This window comes from Streptomyces sp. NPDC028910 (genome assembly GCF_055564955.1).
Genome location: NZ_JBVHVF010000004.1, coordinates 380,916 through 399,321, shown reverse-complemented (window position 1 = coordinate 399,321; position 18,406 = coordinate 380,916). Strand labels below are relative to the sequence as shown.

The window sequence follows — 18,406 nt, the reverse complement described above, 5'->3', positions numbered from 1 at the left end:
GCAGGTGAAGACACGGCTTGTCACCGTAATCACAGGGCGTGATAGCGGGTGTCCCTGTACGATGAAGGCACAACAGATCGAACCAACTCTGCCTGACGCAGAGCTGGCGCGACCGCAAAGCGGCCGTGGCACCCTCCCGCAGTGGGCGCCCAGGTATCACTCGGTTCTGCGCAAGAGGACAGCTCTCGGGGCTCCCACATGTACGGGTGCGGCCGCTCACAAGGCGAAGCACCGTCCGCAGACGGGGACGCTCTACCAGGCAGCGGAAAGGCAAGGCCGTGACATCCGCGGTCACGACCGACAGCTCCGCCCGCCCCGGCTACGGGAAGCTCCTGCGCACACCCGGCGCCCTCGGCTTCGTACTTCCCGGCTTCGCCGCCCGGCTCCCCTTCGGGATGCTGACCCTCAGCATCCTGCTTCTGGTCCAGCACACCACCGGTTCCTACGGCAGCGCCGGCATCGTCGCCGCCGTCACCGGCATCTCCATGGCGCTCTCCGCGCCCCTGATGGGCATCTTCACCGACCGCTTCGGCCAGAGCGCCGTCCTGCTGCCCGTGGTCCTCACGCACGCCGCCGCCGTCAGCGGCCTCGCGGCGCTCGCCCTGCTGGGCGCGCCGGTCTGGGCGCTGGCGCTGGCCGCCGTACCCGCCGGCGCCTCGGTGCCGCAGGTCGGACCGATGGTCCGGGCGCGCTGGGCCGCCAAGCTGGAGGGCTCGCCGCTGCTGCCGACCGCCGCCGCCTTCGAGTCCGTCACCGACGAGTTCACCTTCGTCGTCGGCCCGGTCCTGGCGACCGCGCTGTGCACCGGCGTCCACCCGGCCGCCGGCCTGGTCACCGAGGCCACGCTGACGCTGCTCGGCGGCCTGCTCTTCGCGGCCCAGCGGGCCACCCAGCCCAAGCCGCACGCCCCGTCGTCCACCGGTGAGAAGCGCGCCTTCGCGCTGTCCTTCCCGGGCCTGCGCGTCCTGATCTTCGCCTTCCTCGGGATCGGCGCCGTCTTCGGCGGCATGCAGGTCTCGCTCGCCGCCTTCTCCAACGAGATCGGCAACCCGGGGGCCAACGGCCTGCTCTACGGCGTCTTCGCCGCGGGCAACATGATCGCCGGCATCGCCATGGGCGCCATCGCCTGGAAGATCGGCCCGCGCCGCCGGCTGATCCTGGGCTACATCGGCCTCACCGCCGCCGCGTCCGTCCTGTGGGCCGCCCACTCGGTGATCCTGCTGGGCGCGCTCGGCCTGGTCGTCGGCCTGTGCATCGCCCCGGCGCTGATCACCGGCTACACGATGGTCGAGCAGCTGGTTCCCGCGGGCGCCCGGACCGAGGCCTTCACCTGGCTGACCGGTTCGATCGCCTTCGGTCAGGCCGTCGCCGTCACCCTGGCCGGCCGCCTGACGGACGCGCACGGGTCCTCGTACGGCTTCCTGGTGCCCATGGGCGCCACCGCGCTCGCGCTGGCCGCCCTGCTGGCGCTGCGCGCGAAGCTGGCCCCGAAGGCGCCGAGCCGGATCGTGAACGCGTCGGCGTCCGCGTCCGCGTCCGCGCCGGCGGCGGCGCCTGCTCGCCCGTCGGTCGGCTCGCCGGTCGGCCCGTCGGTCGGCCGTATGCAGGTGAACGAGCGTGGGATGGGTCACCGCGTGCCGGTGACGGTGGACTGATCGGCCGGAATACGTCACCATGGAGCGTCGTTAGCACTCATTGAGTGAGAGTGCCAGGAGGAAATTCGTGCCGACCTACCAGTACCAGTGCACCGAGTGCGGTGAGGGCCTTGAGGCCGTGCAGAAGTTCACCGATGACGCACTGACCGTGTGCCCGAGCTGCGACGGACGCCTGAAGAAGGTGTTCTCCGCGGTCGGCATCGTCTTCAAGGGCTCCGGTTTCTACCGGAACGACAGCCGCGGCGCTTCGTCGAGCAGCACGCCTGCCTCGAAGCCGGCCTCCAGCTCGTCGTCGTCCACGTCGACCGCTGCCGCCGCTCCTGCCGCCTCGTCCTCCTCGACGTCGTCGAGCGCGAGCAGCAGCTCCACGTCGGCCGCCTGACCGCTCCACCCGGGCCCCGCCCGCCCTGACCGGGCAGCGGGGCCTTCGGCATGCCCGGTTAGGGTGGGCCGCATGGTGAACGCAGAGATCGGTGTCATCGGCGGCTCGGGCTTCTACTCCTTCCTGGAGGACGTCTCCGAGATCCAGGTGGAGACCCCGTACGGGCCCCCCAGCGACTCGCTGTACGTGGGCGAGCTGGCCGGCCGCGAGGTGGCCTTCCTGCCCCGCCACGGACGCAGCCACACCGTCCCGCCGCACAGGATCAACTACCGGGCGAACCTGTGGGCCCTGCGCTCGGTCGGCGTCCGCCAGGTGCTCGGCCCGTGCGCGGTCGGCGGTCTGCGGACCGAGTACGGACCCGGCACACTGCTCGTTCCCGACCAGCTGGTCGACCGTACGAAGGCCCGCGCGCAGACCTTCTTCGACGGGGAGCCGCTGCCCGACGGCAGCGTGCCGAACGTCGTGCACACCACCTTCGCCGACCCGTACTGCCCGGTGGGGCGGTCGGTCGCGCTGGCGGCAGCCCGGGGGCGGGAGTGGGAGCCGGTGGACGGCGGCACCATGGTCGTCATCGAGGGGCCGCGCTTCTCGACGCGCGCCGAATCGCGGTGGCACGCGGCGGCGGGCTGGTCGGTGGTCGGCATGACCGGTCACCCGGAGGCGGTCCTCGCCCGTGAGCTGGGGCTCTGCTACACATCGATGGCGCTGGTCACGGACCTGGACGCGGGCGCCGAGACCGGTGAGGGCGTGTCGCACACGGAGGTCCTGAGGGTGTTCGGCGAGAACGTCGGCCGGCTGCGCGAGGTCCTCTTCGACGCCGTGGCGGCGCTGCCGGCGACGGAGTCCCGCGCCTGCCTGTGCACCCACGCGCACGACGGCTGGGACCTGGGCATCGAACTCCCGTAGCGCGGCGGGGTCGGTCTCCGGGGGCTGTCACATCCGGCACGGCTGTCTTGTCCTCCTTGGTAAGGCCCCACGGGGACTCACCGCTCAGGGAGATGACCGTCATGCCGCGTATCTCGCTCACCCCGCCCCGCACCCTCCTCATGCGCATCGGCGCCTGGTACTCGCGCCGGACCTACGGCAAGGTGCTCGACCCCGGTCAGGCGTACGGGCACAACTCGCGCGTGCTGTTCTCCTACGTCCGCCTGGAGCAGCAGGCGGCGAAGTGGAACGCGCTCGACGCCGGGCTCAAGCACCTCGCCGTGATGGCGGCGGCGGCCCGCATCAACTGCTCGTGGTGCATGGACTTCGGCTACTGGGAGGGGCACGAGCAGGGCATACCGGCGGAGAAGGCCGAGCGGGTGCCGCGGTGGCGGGAGGCCCGCGAGGTGTTCACCGAGCTGGAGCTGCTGGTCATGGAGTACGCCGAGGCCATGACGGAGACCGAGCCGGCGGTCACGGACGAGCTCGCGGCGGAACTGATCGCGCGGCTCGGCGAGGCGGCGTTCGTCGAACTCACCGCGATGGTCGCCCTGGAGGACTGGCGCTCGCGCGTCAACAGCGCCTTCGGCCTGACCAGTCAGGGCTTCGCGGAGGCCTGCCGGCTCCCGGCCGGGCCGTGACCTCGACAATGACGGCGTGAACACGGACACGGATACGGACAGGGACACCGGCGCCGAGACCGACGGTCGGGTCATCGTCGCCCTCGACTTCGACAACCGCCCGGCCGCCGAGGCGCTCGTCGAGCGCCTCGGAGACGCGTGCGGCTTCTACAAGGTCGGTCTGGAGCTGCTGACCGCCGCGGGTCCCGGACTCGCCCGGGACCTCGTCGAGCGGGGGCACGAGGTCTTCCTCGACCTGAAGCTCTTCGAGATCCCGAATTCCGTCGCCGGCGCCGTCCGGGCCGCCGGCGCGCTGGGTGCGTCCATGGTGACGGTGCACGGCATGGGCGGTACGGGGATCATGGCCGCGGCGGTGGAGGCGGCGCGGGAGTTCCCGCGGCTGCGGGTCCTCGCGCTGACGGTGGTCACGAGTATGACGGGGAGCGACCTCGCCGACATCGGCATCGCCGCGCAGACCGAGGAGCAGGTGCTGCGGCTGGCCCGGCTGGCGGTGGGCGCGGGATGCGACGGGGTCATCGCCTCGCCGCGGGAGGCCGGGCCGCTGCGCGAACTGCTGGGGCCGGAGCGGCTGATCGTGACGCCGGGCGTGACGCTGGGGCCGGACGGTGCGGCGGGTGCCCGTTCGGGAGGTCCCGAAGGGCCCCTCGCGGGCGGGCACGCCCGGCCGGGGACGCCGCAGGCGGCCTTCGCGGCCGGGGCCTCGCACGTCGTGGTGGGCCGGTCGATCGCGCGGGCCGCGGAGCCGGTGGCCGCACTGCGCCAGGTCCGGGCTGCGAGCAGGTCCGCCCAGTAACCCTTGGGGGTGACGGGGTTATCCACAAGCTGGGGATCGTCCACAGGCGCGAGCGGGTTTCCGCGGGAGGCCGGATCGTGAGGTGTGTCCGGGCACTGGGCCCGGGCACAGCGACTCTCTCGGTTTGGTGGTGCTCGTCATGTCCCGTATCTCCGCGGCCTCTTCGGCCTCTTCGGCTTCCTCGGCCCCGTCCGCTCCCAACGCTCCCTTCGCTCCTTGCGCTTCGCCCGCTTCCTCCGCTTCCGCCGCTTCCGCCGCTCCCGCGTGCGCGGTTTCCTCTCCGTGTCCCCCCGCACGCCCGGTCCCGCCGTTCCCGCCGCTTCGCGTAGGGCGGGGCGGGGACCGGCTGCGCCGGGCCGTGCGGCGCCGGCGGCGGGTCGCCTCGGCCGGGCTGGCCGTCGTGGCGGCGGGACTGGCGGTGGGCGGCACGGAGGCGCAGGCCTCACGGGGCGCCGCGCCGCCTCCGGCACGGGTCGCTCAGGGTGCGGCGCCACCCGCGGCGGTGCGGATGGTGTCGGCCCCGGTGCGCATCGCGGACGCGGCGACGGTGCGGTTGCTGCGGCCCGGGGACCGGGTGGACGTGGTCGCGGCGGAGCGCGCCGGACCGCCCAGGGTGGTGGCCGCGGGGGCCCGGGTTGCCGAAGTGCCCGCTCCGGACGAGGGTGTTGGGGACGGTGGGGCGCTGGTGGTCCTGTCCGTGCCCCGGGACACCGCGCGGGCCCTGGTGGGGGCGGGAGCCGTGACCCGACTGGCGGTGACGTTGTGTTGATTCGTACACGCGGTCAGTCAAGTCACCACGAGGTGGGCACCGATTGGACACGCCGCGCCCGGACTGCCGTAGCTTTCGGAACCGTTGGCTCCGTGTTCGGCACATGTGAAGAAAGGCTCAGTGGTGAGCGAGGAGAAGAAGGAGAGCGTTCTGGCAGGCTTCAAGGCCTTCCTGATGCGCGGCAACGTGGTCGACCTGGCGGTGGCCGTGGTCATCGGCGCCGCGTTCACGAACATCGTGAACTCGGTGGTCAAGGGGATCATCAGCCCGGTGGTGGGCGCGATCGGCACGAAGAGCCTGGACGGCTACACGTCCTGCCTCAAGAGCCCTTGCGGCATCGGCGACGACGGCCAGCCGACCGGTGTCGAGATCCTCTGGGGCTCGGTGCTGAATGCCACGCTGACCTTCGTGATCACCGCCGCGGTCGTGTACTTCCTCATGGTGCTGCCGATGGCGAAGTACCTCGCCAAGGTGGAGGCGCGGCGCAAGGCGAAGGAAGGCGTGCAGGAGACCATGGAGCTCACCGAGCTGGAGGTCCTCAAGGACATCCGGGACGTCCTGGTCACGCAGCGTTCCGCCAATGGCGGGGGCGGCGGGGCACCGGGGTCGCGCGACGCGTTCTAGCGGCTCGGGCGGCCGCGGCGAAAGCGGCGGCCGCCTCGGCCGGTCAGATGTGGTGCGGGGGCTTCTCGTCGAGGAAGCGGGCCAGATCGGCCGCGCTTCCCCCGGCGGACGGCCGCTCGCCCCAGCCGCGGTCGGTGTCGTCCGAGGACTGCTGGTCCAGCGGGTCGTCGAAGACCAGCCTGGGCTTCGGCCGGGGCTCGTCGGCCTCGGGGACGGGACGCGAGGACTGCGGGTCGGAGGCGGGGGTGCTGCTCATGCCTCCAGGGTACGGCCGCCCGGGCCCCCGGCCCCGCTCAGCCGGGAGCCCCGGCGCCCCTGCGGGCGTAGAACGACCAGCACACCGCCGGGCAGGTGGTCATCGGTCCTTCGGGTCGAGGAGCCACAGTCCGATCACGACGAGGAAGGACAGGACCAGGAATCCCGCTCCCCACCAGGCCGTGCCGGTGTTGCCCTTCATCCACTCGTTGACGGTGACCGTCAGCGCCCAGAGCTGTCCGATGACGACGGTCAGGGCCAGGGCCAGACGGGCGTTCAGCTTCGAGGACCGTTCCGGCTCCTGCTCGGTGCCGGCCCCCGGGCCGGGGCCGGTGCTGCGGATGCGCGGGTCTCCGTATCCGCTGGTGGAGCGGATCTGCGGATACCGCTCCCGCACGGGCCGGTTCAGCCGGGGCTGGGCACTGCCCGGGTGGTACTCCGGGCGCGGAGGCAGCTGCGCGTCGCTCACGTCCGCCCCCTCTCGGTCACGGCGGCACGACGGGCGACGCCGGGGCAGCCCAGCTGCTGGGCCATCTCGGGACGGGAATCGCCGAACTGCCGGCAGAGGGCTTCCCGGGCGGGCTCTCCCGACCTGGCGGTGGCGATGGCCCAGACGCTGCCGTCGTCCCGCTCGGTCAGAAAGATCACGGGGAGCGGGCGGGGAGGCGGGCCCGCGGTGACCTCGCCGGTGCGGGCGTCGAAGACACCCTCGTGGCAGGGGCAGTACAGCTGCCCTTCGGAGCCCCGGTCCTCGCGCCACAGCACGGCGCAGGCCAGGTGGGTGCAGACGGCGGAGTAGCCGACCAGGGAGCCGTCGGCCAGTCGTACGGCGAGGGCCCGGTCCTCGGCGCCGGGGAAGCGGAAGGCCACCGACTTACCGGGTGCCAGTTCCTCGGCGACCAGTTTGGGCTCGGGCAGGTCCTCGCTGTCGCCGTGCCGGTGCAGGATGCCGGCGGCGACGCCGACACCGCCGATGGCCAGGCCGCCGGAGACGGTGGCGACGATACGCAGGTAGTCGCGGCGGGTGGTGAGGGAGTCGGCGCTGATCCGGTCACGCAGCTGCTCGGCGGCCTCGTCCCCCGCGGGATCCGGGCCTGGTGCGGGAGCGGGCTGTTCGGTCAGGCTCATCGGACCTCGGCTCCGTCCACCCGCCGCCCGCCGCCACCCTCATTCAAAGTCGCTTCGCGCATGTCCACTCCATTGATCTCGACGACGGGAAGCCCACCGGGGACGGGCCACTGGACCTTGTCGGCGGGGACGACCATCGCCACGCCGGTACTGACCATCACCTCCCCGAAGGCGAAGGAGTCGGCCACCTGCACCCCGGGGCGCTCGGCCTGGAGCTCCTCGAGGGTTCCGTAGAAGAGGGCGCCGGTGGGGCAGACGGTGGCGCACATGGGGGCCAGGCCGTAGGCGGTGCGGTCGTAGCAGAGGTTGCACTTCGTCTGCAGCTTCGCCTGGAGGTCGATCTTCGGGACGCCGAAGGGGCAGGCGTTGACGCAGTTGGCGCAGCCGATGCAGCGGGTGGTGTCGGCCTGCTGGACCACGCCGTCGGCGGTCACCAGGATCGCGTCGGCGGGGCAGACCTCGGCGCAGGGGGCGACCGGGTCCTCGCAGTGCATGCAGACGGTCGGAAGGGAGGCGACGGACATGCCGGGTTCGGTGTAGTCCAGGTGGATCATCGACGTGCCGCGGTGGGAGTCGCATTCGCGGCAGGCGGAGACGCAGGCCTGGCAGCCGATGCAGCGACCCGGGTCGATGAAGATCGTGCGGCCCATCATGACGGGTCAGCTCCTCTCCGCCGTGCCACGGCCCTGGGGGGACGTGGGGGGCAGGGGGTCGGCGCGGGAGACCTGGGTCTCCGGACAGGCCTCGCGGCCCGGGGCGGTGGGCGGTGCGGGGACCTCGTCGATCCGCTCGCCGGCCTCGATCCGGGCGGCGCAGACCTTGTACTCGGGAATCTTCGAGCGGGGGTCGAGGGCGTCGATGGTCAGGGCGTTCGCGGCCGTCGGTACGGGCCAGTGGTAGGGGATGAAGACGGTGTCCGGGCGGATGGCCTCGGTGACCAGGGCCGGGAAGACCTCGCTGGCGCGGCGGGTGACCACCCGGACCGGGTCGCCGTTCCGGTAGCCGTGCGAGGGGTGGATCTCCACCCAGGGGCGCGGGGTCTGTTCGACGAGGGCGCCCAGGCGGCGGGTCTGGTTGCCGGAGAGGAAGTGCGCGACGGTGCGGCCGGTGGTGAGGGAGAGGGGGTACTCCTCGGTGTAGGGGTCCATCGGCGGGTGCCATTCGACGACCTGCATGTGGGCCTTGCCGTCGGGGTGGAAGGTCGTGCCGCCCTCGAACAGCCGGGGGGTGCCCGGATGATCGGTGGCGGGGCAGGGCCACATGATGCCGCCGGTCTCCTCCAGGCGTTCGTAGGTGATGCCGTAGTAGTCGTTGACCGTGCCGGCCGAGGCGACGCGGAGCTCGTCGAACACCTCGCGGGAGCCGGCGAAGTCGAATTTGTCGCCGGCGCCGAGGCGTCGCGCGAGTTCGCACATCACCCAGGTGTCGGTGCGCACCCCGGCGGGGGGCTCCTGCGCCTTGTTGTGCTTGACGACGCGGGCCTCGGTGTTGGCCATGACGCCCTCGTCCTCCGCCCAGACGGTGACGGGGAAGACCACGTGCGCGTTGGCCGCGGTCTCGGAGAGGAAGAAGTCGAACTGCGCGTGGAACTCGAGGGCGTCGTAGCCCTCCTTGACGGCCCCGTAGTGGGGGAGTGAGACGAAGGGGTTGTTGCAGATGCCGATCAGACCGCGGATCTCCTGGCGCCGCATCTGCCAGACCATCTCCATCATGGAGGTGCCGGCGGGCGGGAGTTCGGATTCCTCGATGCCCCAGATCCGGCAGATCTGGCGGCGGTGCTCCTCGTTCATGATGGACCGGCCACCGGGGAGGAGGTCGGCCTTCTGGCCGTGCTCGCGGCCGCCCTGACCGTTGCCCTGGCCGGTGATGGTGCCGTAGCCGGCTCCGGGCTTGCCGAGGTTTCCGGTGGCCACGCACAGGTTGATGACGGACAGGCAGTTCTCGACGCCCTGCGAGTGGTGTTCGATCCCGCGCGCGTGGAAGGCCATGGCCTTGTCCGCGCCGCCGAACATCCGGGCAACCTGGACGATCTGCGCGGCGGGGATGCCGCAGATCTCGGCGGAGCGGGCGGGCGGGTAGTCCTGGACGGTCTTCCTGACCTCGTCCCAGCCGGTGGTGTGGGCGGCGAGGTACTCCTCGTCGGTCAGGCCCTCGGCGACGATCACATGGAGGACGGCGTTGAAGAAGGCCGAGTCGGTGCCGGGCTTGAGGGCGACGTGGACGTCGGCGGTGCGGGCGACGGCCGTCTCGCGCGGATCGACGACGATCAGCGAGGCGCCCCGGTCGCGGGCTCCCCAGACGTACTGGGTCATCACCGGGAAGCACTCGCCCACGTTCGAGCCGGCGATCAGCAGGCAGTCGGTGAGGAGGATGTCGGAGAAGGGGTTGGCGGCCCGGTCGATGCCGAAGGCGAGCTTGTTGGCGCCGGCCGCGCTGACCATGCACAGGCGGCCGTTGTAGTCGACGTGCCGGGTCTTGAGGGCGACCCGGCCGAACTTGCCGACGAGGTACGTCTTCTCGGAGAACAGGCTGGCGCCGCCGAGCAGCCCGAAGGCGTCGTTCCCGTGGGCCGCCTGGATGCGCCGGATCTCGGAGACGGTGAAGTCCAGGGCCTCGTCCCAGGACACCTCCTCGAAGGTCTCCCCGCGTGAGCGGCGCATCAGCGGCGCGGTCAGCCGGTCGGGGTGGTTGACCTGCTGGTAGGCGTTGATGCCCTTGGGGCACAGCCGCATCCGGTTGATGTCGTGGTTGCGGGGCTCCACGCCGAAGACCTTGCCGCCCTTGTCCACGCGCAGGTACATCCCGCACTGCACGCCGCAGAAGCAGCAGTGGGTGGGGACGAGGGTCTCGCCGTTCTGGTCGGCGTGCCACTGGCCGGCGGGAATGCCGCCCGCGTCGCGGAAGGCGCGGGTGCCGGGCGGTGCGATCGAGGGGTCGATGGAGAGGTGCACGGGCCCGACGGCCGGATTGGGGGCGGCAGTCACGAAACCCTCCAGAGGACACGCGTCCAGTGGTAGCCTCCGGGACTGCGTAGCGAGAACCAAGCACGCATGTGTAACCCCATAGTTGGTAGTCATATCCGGGCTGGTCTCAACCCGGCTGGTGCTGATCGCAGAAGACTCGATCGTTCACTGAGCGGCAGAGCGGCGTGAGCCAGGGATTCCCCTCGTTCGCGAGGGGAAGGATTCAATTGAAGCCCTTCTTGACATGGGCCAGGTAGACGCTGCCGCGCAGCACTCTTTTGCAGCGCGGGCAGTACTCCACGAAGGCGTCGAAGTCGAGCTTCAGGTCCCGCATCGTGCCGCGCAGGTTCTCCACGTACGGGGTGGTGTCGATGGGCTCCCCGCAGCGCTTGCAGGCGAAGACCTGCTCGTCATGGCGGGCCGTGTACTTGAACAGCTGCATGCCGACGGCGGCGGGACGCTGGACGATGTGGAAGAACTTCCCGAACGGGATGTAGATGAGGGTGAACACCACCGACACCATGTGCAGGACGGCCAGGAACTCGTAGCCGCCGCCGTGCAGGAGGATCGAGGAGAAGGTCAGCAGCAGCCCGGTCACGGAGATCACGATCAGGCAGATCAGCGGCAGCAGGTCGTAGGCGAAGCGCTGGCCGGTGATGGCACCGCGGTCCTTCATCCTCCGCCACAGGAAGTACGAGGCGCCGGGGATGACCAGTACGGCGGCGAGGTCCAGGCCGTGGAACATCAGCCAGCCCAGGACGTTCAGCGAGTCGAAGCCGAGGACCTTGATGCCCCACATCCGCATCTCGTAGCCGGGGCCGGAGCCGCTGCCGGAGGTGAAGGTGAACCAGCCCCAGGTCAGCGGGAAGGTGATGAGGGCGGCCAGGACGCAGCCCCAGAAGATCAGCTGATGGGCTGCCCAGCGGGCGCGCGAGCGGGCGCCGAGGAACTTCTGGAAGCCCAGGTAGGTGGCGATCATCTTCGGCAGGGCGGTGGGCGCCCTGCGGAAGTTGGCGGCCGAGAAGAAGCTGCCGAAGCCCTTGGTGAAGAGGCGGCGCGCGCCGGGCGCGGAGACCCAGACCGTGTACCGGTAGGCCACGCCGAAGGCCAGGAAGACGGTGGCGACGGCGTACGGCAGCAGCGCCGAGTCGAAGTCGCGCAGCATCCGGCTGCCCAGCACGATCGCGGCGATGAGCAGGAGCGAGACGGAGGCGCCGGCCAGGGTGGCCCGTGCGGTGACGGACCGCCGTGCGCCCGGCCCAGGTGGCGGCGCGGCGGGCCGGCTCCGTGCGGCCTCGGCGGTGCCGGGTGCCCCGGGGGGCGGCTGCGGGGCGGCGAGGGTCTCTGAGGGCTCGGGCACAGCCCCACGCTAGGTGATCTGTACCGATTGGGCCCGTTTTGCAGTCCTCACGACGAGGCCGAACGGGGTCACACAGCCGTAGGGGCCGTACGGGCAGCGCGTCCCGCCCGCCGGGGGTCCGTCCCTCTGGTCTCCTGGCCTGTATGGCGTATTCCCCCATGACCCCCCGCAGCCGCGACGAGCACCATCGCGCGGCCACTCCGCTGGAGCTGTTCTTCGACCTCTGCTTCGTCGTCGCCATCGCGCAGGCCGGCGCCCGGCTCGTGCACGCGCTCGCGGAGGGACATCCCGGCACCGGGGTGATCGGCTACTTCTTCGTCTTCTTCGGCGTGTGGTGGGCGTGGATGAACTTCACCTGGTTCGCCTCCGCATACGACGTCGACGACGTGCCGTACCGGATCGCGACGCTGGTGCAGATCGCCGGTGTGCTCGTCTACGCGGCGGGGGTGGGCCGGGCCTTCGACGAGAACGACTGGACGGTGGCCGTCATCGGCTACGTCATCATGCGCGTCGCGCTGACGGCGCAGTGGCTGCGGGCCGCCGCCGGGGAGCAGGGCGCGGCCAGGGCGGCGGCGCTGAAGTACGCCGCCGGACTGGTCATCTGCCAGGCCGGCTGGGTGGCGCTGCTGTTCGCCCCGGACGGCGCCAAGCGCTGGCTGTTCCTCGTCCTGGCCGCCGCCGAACTGCTGGTCCCGGCGATCGCGGAGCGCGGCCACCAGACCCCCTGGCACGCCCACCACATCGTGGAGCGCTACGGCCTGTTCACCATCATCGTGCTCGGCGAGACGATCGCCGCGAGCACCGTGGCGGTCAAGTCCGCGATCGACGAGCACCAGGCCCTCGGCCTGCTGCTGCCCATCGCGGCGGGCGGGCTGCTGATCGTGTTCGCCGCCTGGTGGATCTACTTCGCCGTCCCGATGCACGAGCGGCTGACCTCCAACCGCGAGGCGATCCCCTGGGGTTACGGCCACCTGCTGATCTTCGCGTCGGGTGCGGCGATCGGCGCGGGCATCGAGGTCGCGGTCGAGCACGCGGTCGGCAAGGCACACATCTCCCAGTTCGCCGCCAACGCCGCCGTCACCGTCCCGTCGGCGCTCTTCCTGATCATGGTGTGGCTGCTGCACTCCCGCCACTTCAAGCGCGGCGCGGCCCAGCAGGCGGTCCTGCCGGCCGCCGCCCTCGCCACCCTCGCCTGCACCTGGACGGGCACGTACGCGGTCCTCTACGCGGGCCTGGTCTCGGCAGCCACGGTCGCGGTCGGCGTAACCCTGGCCACGCGCTCCACCCCACGATCCAGCCCCGCCGGCGTTTGAGACGCGGGGGTCCGGGGGCGGCGCCCCCGGCAGCGGCGCCGCGCCGAACCGTCACTCCCGCACCACCGCCGCCGTTCTCCAGCGCAGAACGACGCGCATCCACTGGAGGCAAGGCCCATGACACTCCCGCCACCACGCCAGAGCAGCAGCGACACCACCACCGCCCCCGGCAGGGAACTGGCCGAGCCCGGCTTCTGGCAGCAGCCCCCCGCCCACCGCCACGCCGCCTTCGCCCGCCTCCGCGCAGCCCACGCCCCCGTCTTCGTCCCCGAAGGGCCCGGTCACTGGGCCCTCGTCCGGCACTCCCAGGTCCAGGAGGCCAGCCGCCTCCCCAAGGTCTTCGCCAGCGCCCCCGGCGTCACCACCCCCGAGCCGGCCCGCTGGGTCCGCGCGCTGTTCGGGGACTCGATGGTCAACCTGGACGGCCCCGACCACGCCCAGCTGCGCAAGATCGTGCAGCGCGCCTTCACCCCCCGCCTGCTGGCGGCCGCCGAGGCCGACATCCACGCCGTCGCCACCCGCATCGTGGACGACGTACTGGCCGAGCAGCCCGACGAGTTCGTCGCGGCGGTGGCCTCCCGGCTGCCCCTGGAGGTCATCTGCAACATGATGGGCATCCCGGAGCGCTACCGCGCCGAGATCGCCGACCGCGTCAACCACGCCTCCGAGAACATCGGCGTGGAACGGGGCCTGGCCTCCCGGCTGCGGATGCCCGGGCGCGGGCTGCGGGCGCTCGCCCGCATGCAGCGGATGGTGGCGGGCATCGGGCGGGAGCGGCGCAAGAACCCCACCGACGACCTGATCTCGGCGCTGGTCCGCGCGAACGTCGACGGCCAGGCCCTCGGCGCCCGTCAACTCGGCGCCTTCTTCTCGCTCCTGATGGTCGCGGGGGTGGAGACGACCCGTAACGCGATCACCCACGGGCTGACCCTGCTGACCGACCACCCGGACCAGCGGGACCTGCTGCTCTCGGACTTCGAGAAGTACGCGGACGGCGCGGTGGACGAGATGATCCGCCACTCGACACCGATCATCCAGTTCCGCCGGACGGTGGCCGCGCAGCACACCATGGACGGGCACGTCTTCCACCCGGGCGACAAGGTGGTCCTGTACTACGCCTCCGCCAACCGCGACGAGACGGTCTTCCCCGACCCCGACGCCTTCGACATCACCCGCTCGCCCAATCCGCACCTGGGGTTCGGGGGCGGCGGTCCGCACTTCTGCTTGGGGGCGCACCTGGCCCGGGTGGAGATGAAGGCGCTCTTCCGCGAGTTGCTCACCCGGCCGGTCGGGCTGCGCGCGGTGGGCCTGCCGGACCTCGCGGGATCGAACTTCGACAACCGGGTCCGCTCGCTCAAGTTCGCGTTCGAACGGCCCTGACGGCAGCCTCGCACAGGGGCGGGACCGGCCACCGGGCAGGCTGGGAGCCCGGCGGCCGGAGCGGATGGTGCCGCAGCGGGTGGTGCCGCAGCGGGTGGCGGCGCAGCGGGTGGCGGCGTCGCCACCCGCGGCGGTGCGGCTACTTCTGCAGGCGCCGCACGGTGAGCACGCAGTGGGCGCTGCCCGTGAGCACCGACTCGTCTCCCGCGAAGTCCTGCAGGGTCTTCGCGTCGACCGGGCGTCCCGGGACCGCCTCGGGCCAGGCGCGCGTGGCGAAGAGGAAGTACGCCTGCCCGCTCTCGTCCGCCGCCGCGACCCACTCGTCCGGCGCGGTGCACTGGGCGTTCATCCCGGGCAGCGTCAGCGCGATCTGGTTGCCCTCCAGCAGGATCTGCACGGGGAAGGCGGCCGGGTTGCGGGTGCCGTCCATGACGACGTCGCCGATGGGCAGGCCGATCTCCTCCAGCAGCCCGCGGGCCGCCGCCTCACCGGCCTCCCGGCCCTTCGGGCCGTCGCCGAGGGTGTAGGCGAGGAGGTACGGGATGTCGTGCGCCTCGGAGGGGTCGCCGATCCAGGCGAGCACCGAAAGGGTGCCGAGCTGGGACCGGTCGATTTCGGCTTGAGTAGAAGTCATGCGCCGCACCCTAGTGGTCTCTCCCCGGGGCCTTTCACGGCCTTTCACCCGGGCGGGCTAGACCGCCCAGAATCCCTCTCCGGAATTCGCCTGGATGTTCGCGTCCTGGTACTGGAGCCGCACGATGCGCGCGTTTTCCGGGATTTCGAACACCACCCACCCCTCGGCCCGCTCACCGACCTCCAGGGAATCGAAGACGAGCGGTTTGCCGGTCGTCAGCTCCCCGGTGGGCACCACCGGGTGGCGCTGCCCCGCGCTGTCGTGCGCCCACATGCGTCCGAGCGCCCCGTACGAGGCCCCGCCGACGTTGACGAAGGACATCGAGGCGGCCACCCAGCGCTTGCCGGCCGGGGGGACGAAGTTCTTCTCCACGCTGATCGCGGGGTCCACGTACGCGCCGAGCACGACCTGGAGGTGCCGGCCGACCTGCGTGCCGTGTACCCGTACGGCGTCACCCACATGGGCGGCCTTCACGGTGGCCCCTCCGGGGGCGCCCTCCGCTCCCGGCACCCCGTCGTCCACCGGGACGGCGGGCGCCGCGGCCGGGACCGCCGGGGCGGGCGCGGTGCCCTCGGAGGCGCTCTGACAGGCCGTGGCACCGAACAGGAGGAGCGGCAGGAGGGCGGTGGCGAGGGCGGGAACGAAGGCGGGAACGAGGCCGGTGACGAGACCGGGGGCGGCGGACTGGCGCATGCGGGATCCCTTCGGGGATGTATTTCGGCCAGTTTCACGCGCCCGAGCGGGCAATTGCACACACCGACACGAGTGCGCGGAGTGCATGTGTACGCCCGCCTGCCAGCACAATTCGTTCCGGCGGATTCCCGCCGCCTACAACCACTCGGAGGAACGATGGGTATTCACGGTTCCCGCATGGCCCTGGCAGCGCTCTCGGCACTGGCCGCCACGGCGGTATTCACCGCCCCTGCCGGCGCCACTGTTTTCGAGCAGGGAATTTCCGTACAGCCGTACGGTCATATTTCCGAGGACGGCAGGATCACCCTTTCCGGCACCTACCACTGCTCCAACCCGTCACCCCTGGGAGCGAAGCTCCAGATCGCGGCGGCCGTCCTCCAGGACGGCACCCGGCTCGGCTTCGGCGGCGGCGATGCGGACTGCGACGGCGAGGAGCACGTGTGGGAGGCCACCGGCTCGCTCCGGCTCACGGGGAACGTCCACCCGGGCCGGGCGCTGGCCGAGGTCCAGCTCAACGAGGTCCACTTCTCCGGCCTGATGCCGCGCTCCATCGACACGGTCGCGGAGCACCGGCAGGAGATCGAGCTGATCGGCCACAGCTAGGCGGGGCCCGGATCCCGGGGCGCACCCTGTCCGGTGGCCGCCGCTACCGGCACTCGGGTGCGACGTCCGTCATCGACATGAAGGCCACCGACTGGCACCCCGGGTCCGCGTGCGGTCGCCCCGTCGTCCAGTCCACGACGGTCGGTACCCCGGCCGCCAGCAGGAGCAGGGCCAGGATGCCCGTCACGGCGGCCTTGCTCAGCCCGCGCACAGCACGATCCGTTCCATGGTCCGCATCATCACCCCGCCCCCGGCGCCCCACAACCCGGGTGACCCGGCCGCTCACCCCACGCCCCGCGGACTGCCCCCGGCGTCGAACTCGCACCACACCGCCTTGCCCTCACCCCGGGACTCCACGCCCCAGTGCGTGGCCACCGCGTCCACCAGGAGCAGCCCGCGCCCGGTGGTGGCCGCCTCGCCCGGGGTGCGCCGGCGCGGCCACACGCTGGAGCGGTCCTTGACCCACAGCCGGATCCGGCGGACCGGTTCCGGCAGCACCTCCATCGTCAGCACCGCCCCGCCGTCGGTGTGCAGCAGGGCGTTGACGAGCAGCTCCCCGGCCGCCAGCTCCACGTCGTCGGCGAGCTCCGGCACACCCCAGTCGCGCAGGGCCTGCCGCAGGGCGTAGCGGGCCTCCGAGAGGCCTTCCGGGTCGGCCTGGTGGATGTACTGGTGGATGCGCGGCGCGCGGTGCGTCCCCGGGTCGGGGGCCCGGCGCAGCACCAGCAGCGCCACGTCGTCCCCGGAGCCCCAGCGCTCCCAGAGCCGGTCCGAGAGGTGGTCGGCGAGCGCCCCGGCCTCCTGCGGGCCGCTGCGCACCGCGTGGGCGAGGGCCTCCATGCCCTGGGTGATGGTCGTACCCGGCTCCTCCACCAGACCGTCCGTGCACAGCACCAGCGTCTCGCCGGGGACCAGGTCGAGCCGGGTCTCGGGGAACTCCTCCTGCTCGAAGACCGAAGCCAGGCCCAGCGGCAGGCCGCCGCGGACGTTGGGCCAGCCCGTACGCCCGTCGGTGTGCCGGATCAGCGGGCCGAGGTGGCCCGCGCGGACCGCCCGTACGCCTCCGGTCTCCAGGTCCACCTGCGCGTACATGCAGGTGGCGAAGCGCTCGGTGTCCAGTTCGGCGAGGAAGCGCGAGGCCCGGGCCAGCACGGTGGACGGCGGATGTCCCTCCCCCGCGTACGCCCGCAGCGCGATCCGCAACTGGCCCATGATGGCCGCCGCGTGCGTGTCGTGGCCCTGGACGTCGCCCACCACGATGCCGACGCGGTCGCGGGGCAGCGAGATCACGTCGTACCAGTCCCCGCCCACCTCCCGCCCGCTCCAGGCGGCGTGGTAGCGGACCGCGATCTCCCCGCCCGTGATCTCCGGGATCCGGCGCGGCAGCATGGCGGCCTGCAGGCCCGTCGCGAACTCCCGCTCCTGGTCGAAGAGGAGCGCCCGCTGGAGGGACTGGGCCACGATGCCCGCAAGGCCAAGGCACAGGTTGCGCTCCTCCGGGCTGAACTCGCTGCGCCGCCGGTAGAAGAGGACCAGCCCGCCGATGGCCTTGGCCTGGGCGATCAGCGGCAGGTAGGCGGCGGCGTCGAACTGGATCCGGTTCAGGTACTCCGCGAGGAGCGGGAACTCCTCTCCCAGCTCGGCGAGCGAGGTGACGAAACGTGCCTGCCGGGTGAGCACCACGTGCGACAGCGGCAGCGAACCGTCGAGCCGGGTGAACCGCAGCTCGCTGAGGATCTCCAGCGATTCCCCGCTCAGCGCGATGATCTTCATGGTGCCGCCTTCGACCAGCCCCAGGGCCAGCCCGTCCGCCCCGAGCCGCTCCAGCGCGCCCGCCCCGGTCAGCGCGGCCGTGACGTCGTCCACCGTCACCGCCCGCGACAGGGCCTCCGTGGTCCGCTGCACGATCGTCGTCTGCTGGGCGCGCGCCGCTTCCAGCTTGCGCAGCAGCGTCGCGTGGGCCAGCTCCGCCGTCGCGTCCCGGACGATCCCGACGATGCGCCGCGCTCGCCCCTCCCCGTCCCGCAGCACCCGGCCCGAGGTGTGCGTCCACAGGTCGCGGCCGTCCCGCCGGTGCACCGTGAAGTACGCGCCGTACGTGTCCCCGCCGCTCTCCAGGACCCCCATGATCGTCTCGCGCAGCCGGGCGGCGTCCTCGGGCCGGATGCGCAGCCCGACGCCCTCCGGGGTGCCGTCGAACTCCTCCGGCACCAGGTCGAAGACGTCCGTGGCGGCCTCGTCCAGCACCACCGTCCCGGCGTCGAGGTCCCACTCGAAACTGCCCATGCC

General features: G+C 72.0%; 20 protein-coding genes. 10 read left to right on the top strand and 10 right to left on the bottom strand.

Going from position 1 to position 18,406, the window contains the following annotated elements; genetic code table 11:
• Window positions 1–278: 278 nt before the first annotated feature.
• From ACZ4TV_RS08785 to ACZ4TV_RS08755, 7 genes are all read left to right on the top strand, one after another.
• The gene (locus tag ACZ4TV_RS08785; protein WP_468132180.1) at window positions 279–1,655 is read left to right on the top strand and encodes an MFS transporter; all 1,377 of its coding nucleotides are present in this window, start codon (window positions 279–281) and stop codon (window positions 1,653–1,655) included.
• A gap of 67 nt (window positions 1,656–1,722) precedes the next feature.
• Window positions 1,723–2,037, top strand: coding sequence for an FmdB family zinc ribbon protein (locus ACZ4TV_RS08780; protein ID WP_468132178.1), 315 nt, complete (start codon window positions 1,723–1,725; stop codon window positions 2,035–2,037).
• 72 nt (window positions 2,038–2,109) lie between these two features.
• Window positions 2,110–2,943 carry an S-methyl-5'-thioadenosine phosphorylase gene (locus tag ACZ4TV_RS08775; RefSeq protein ID WP_468132176.1) on the top strand — a complete coding sequence of 278 codons (834 nt, stop codon included), beginning with the start codon at window positions 2,110–2,112 and terminating at the stop codon, window positions 2,941–2,943.
• 101 nt (window positions 2,944–3,044) lie between these two features.
• Window positions 3,045–3,602, top strand: a complete 558-nt coding sequence (locus tag ACZ4TV_RS08770) for a carboxymuconolactone decarboxylase family protein (RefSeq protein WP_468132174.1) — start codon at window positions 3,045–3,047, stop codon at window positions 3,600–3,602.
• Between the two features lie 16 nt (window positions 3,603–3,618).
• Window positions 3,619–4,395 carry an orotidine-5'-phosphate decarboxylase gene (pyrF, locus tag ACZ4TV_RS08765; protein WP_468132172.1) on the top strand — a complete coding sequence of 259 codons (777 nt, stop codon included), beginning with the start codon at window positions 3,619–3,621 and terminating at the stop codon, window positions 4,393–4,395.
• Window positions 4,396–4,753: 358 nt separating this feature from the next.
• On the top strand, window positions 4,754–5,164 hold the full coding sequence (locus ACZ4TV_RS08760; protein ID WP_468132170.1) for a hypothetical protein: 411 nt from the start codon (window positions 4,754–4,756) through the stop codon (window positions 5,162–5,164).
• Between the two features lie 174 nt (window positions 5,165–5,338).
• Window positions 5,339–5,788 (top strand): large conductance mechanosensitive channel protein MscL, encoded by a 450-nt coding sequence (locus ACZ4TV_RS08755; protein ID WP_468132278.1) that lies wholly within the window; start codon window positions 5,339–5,341, stop codon window positions 5,786–5,788.
• A 43-nt stretch (window positions 5,789–5,831) separates the two neighbouring features.
• On the opposite strand, the gene ACZ4TV_RS08750 is transcribed toward ACZ4TV_RS08755, so the two are convergent.
• The 6 genes from ACZ4TV_RS08750 to ACZ4TV_RS08725 all read right to left on the bottom strand — a co-directional run bounded on the left by ACZ4TV_RS08750 (window position 5,832) and on the right by ACZ4TV_RS08725 (window position 11,494).
• Window positions 5,832–6,044 (bottom strand): hypothetical protein, encoded by a 213-nt coding sequence (locus ACZ4TV_RS08750; protein WP_468132168.1) that lies wholly within the window; start codon window positions 6,042–6,044, stop codon window positions 5,832–5,834.
• 99 nt (window positions 6,045–6,143) lie between these two features.
• Entirely contained in the window at window positions 6,144–6,512 is a 369-nt protein-coding gene (locus tag ACZ4TV_RS08745) for a hypothetical protein (protein ID WP_468132166.1), read from the bottom strand.
• Window positions 6,509–7,171 (bottom strand): QcrA and Rieske domain-containing protein, encoded by a 663-nt coding sequence (locus tag ACZ4TV_RS08740; RefSeq protein ID WP_468132164.1) that lies wholly within the window; start codon window positions 7,169–7,171, stop codon window positions 6,509–6,511. Before ACZ4TV_RS08740 ends, ACZ4TV_RS08745 begins: the two co-directional genes overlap by 4 nt.
• A complete protein-coding gene (locus ACZ4TV_RS08735; protein ID WP_468132162.1) occupies window positions 7,168–7,824 on the bottom strand; it encodes a 4Fe-4S dicluster domain-containing protein in 657 nt (218 codons plus the stop codon). The genes ACZ4TV_RS08740 and ACZ4TV_RS08735 overlap by 4 nt, the downstream gene beginning before the upstream one ends.
• Window positions 7,825–7,830: 6 nt before the next feature.
• Window positions 7,831–10,155 (bottom strand): molybdopterin oxidoreductase family protein, encoded by a 2,325-nt coding sequence (locus ACZ4TV_RS08730; RefSeq protein ID WP_468132160.1) that lies wholly within the window; start codon window positions 10,153–10,155, stop codon window positions 7,831–7,833.
• Window positions 10,156–10,357: 202 nt separating this feature from the next.
• A complete protein-coding gene (locus ACZ4TV_RS08725) occupies window positions 10,358–11,494 on the bottom strand; it encodes an MFS transporter (RefSeq protein ID WP_468132158.1) in 1,137 nt (378 codons plus the stop codon).
• A gap of 143 nt (window positions 11,495–11,637) precedes the next feature.
• On the opposite strand from ACZ4TV_RS08725, the gene ACZ4TV_RS08720 reads away from it, so the two are divergent.
• A complete protein-coding gene (locus ACZ4TV_RS08720) occupies window positions 11,638–12,807 on the top strand; it encodes a low temperature requirement protein A (RefSeq protein WP_468132156.1) in 1,170 nt (389 codons plus the stop codon).
• Between the two features lie 117 nt (window positions 12,808–12,924).
• Window positions 12,925–14,187 (top strand): cytochrome P450, encoded by a 1,263-nt coding sequence (locus ACZ4TV_RS08715; RefSeq protein WP_468132154.1) that lies wholly within the window; start codon window positions 12,925–12,927, stop codon window positions 14,185–14,187.
• A 139-nt stretch (window positions 14,188–14,326) separates the two neighbouring features.
• On the opposite strand, the gene ACZ4TV_RS08710 is transcribed toward ACZ4TV_RS08715, so the two are convergent.
• Together ACZ4TV_RS08710 and ACZ4TV_RS08705 are read right to left on the bottom strand one after the other, a co-directional pair.
• Window positions 14,327–14,821: a DUF5949 family protein gene (locus ACZ4TV_RS08710; RefSeq protein ID WP_468132152.1), complete on the bottom strand. Its 495-nt coding sequence runs from the start codon at window positions 14,819–14,821 to the stop codon at window positions 14,327–14,329.
• A 57-nt stretch (window positions 14,822–14,878) separates the two neighbouring features.
• Window positions 14,879–15,514 carry a DUF4352 domain-containing protein gene (locus ACZ4TV_RS08705; RefSeq protein WP_468132150.1) on the bottom strand — a complete coding sequence of 212 codons (636 nt, stop codon included), beginning with the start codon at window positions 15,512–15,514 and terminating at the stop codon, window positions 14,879–14,881.
• A gap of 177 nt (window positions 15,515–15,691) precedes the next feature.
• On the opposite strand from ACZ4TV_RS08705, the gene ACZ4TV_RS08700 reads away from it, so the two are divergent.
• Window positions 15,692–16,117 carry a DUF6299 family protein gene (locus ACZ4TV_RS08700; RefSeq protein WP_468132148.1) on the top strand — a complete coding sequence of 142 codons (426 nt, stop codon included), beginning with the start codon at window positions 15,692–15,694 and terminating at the stop codon, window positions 16,115–16,117.
• 43 nt (window positions 16,118–16,160) lie between these two features.
• Here ACZ4TV_RS08700 and ACZ4TV_RS08695 read toward each other — a convergent pair whose 3' ends face one another.
• Window positions 16,161–16,328 carry a hypothetical protein gene (locus ACZ4TV_RS08695; protein WP_468132146.1) on the bottom strand — a complete coding sequence of 56 codons (168 nt, stop codon included), beginning with the start codon at window positions 16,326–16,328 and terminating at the stop codon, window positions 16,161–16,163.
• 71 nt (window positions 16,329–16,399) lie between these two features.
• Entirely contained in the window at window positions 16,400–18,403 is a 2,004-nt protein-coding gene (locus tag ACZ4TV_RS08690) for a SpoIIE family protein phosphatase (protein ID WP_468132276.1), read from the bottom strand.
• Window positions 18,404–18,406 lie beyond the last annotated feature (3 nt).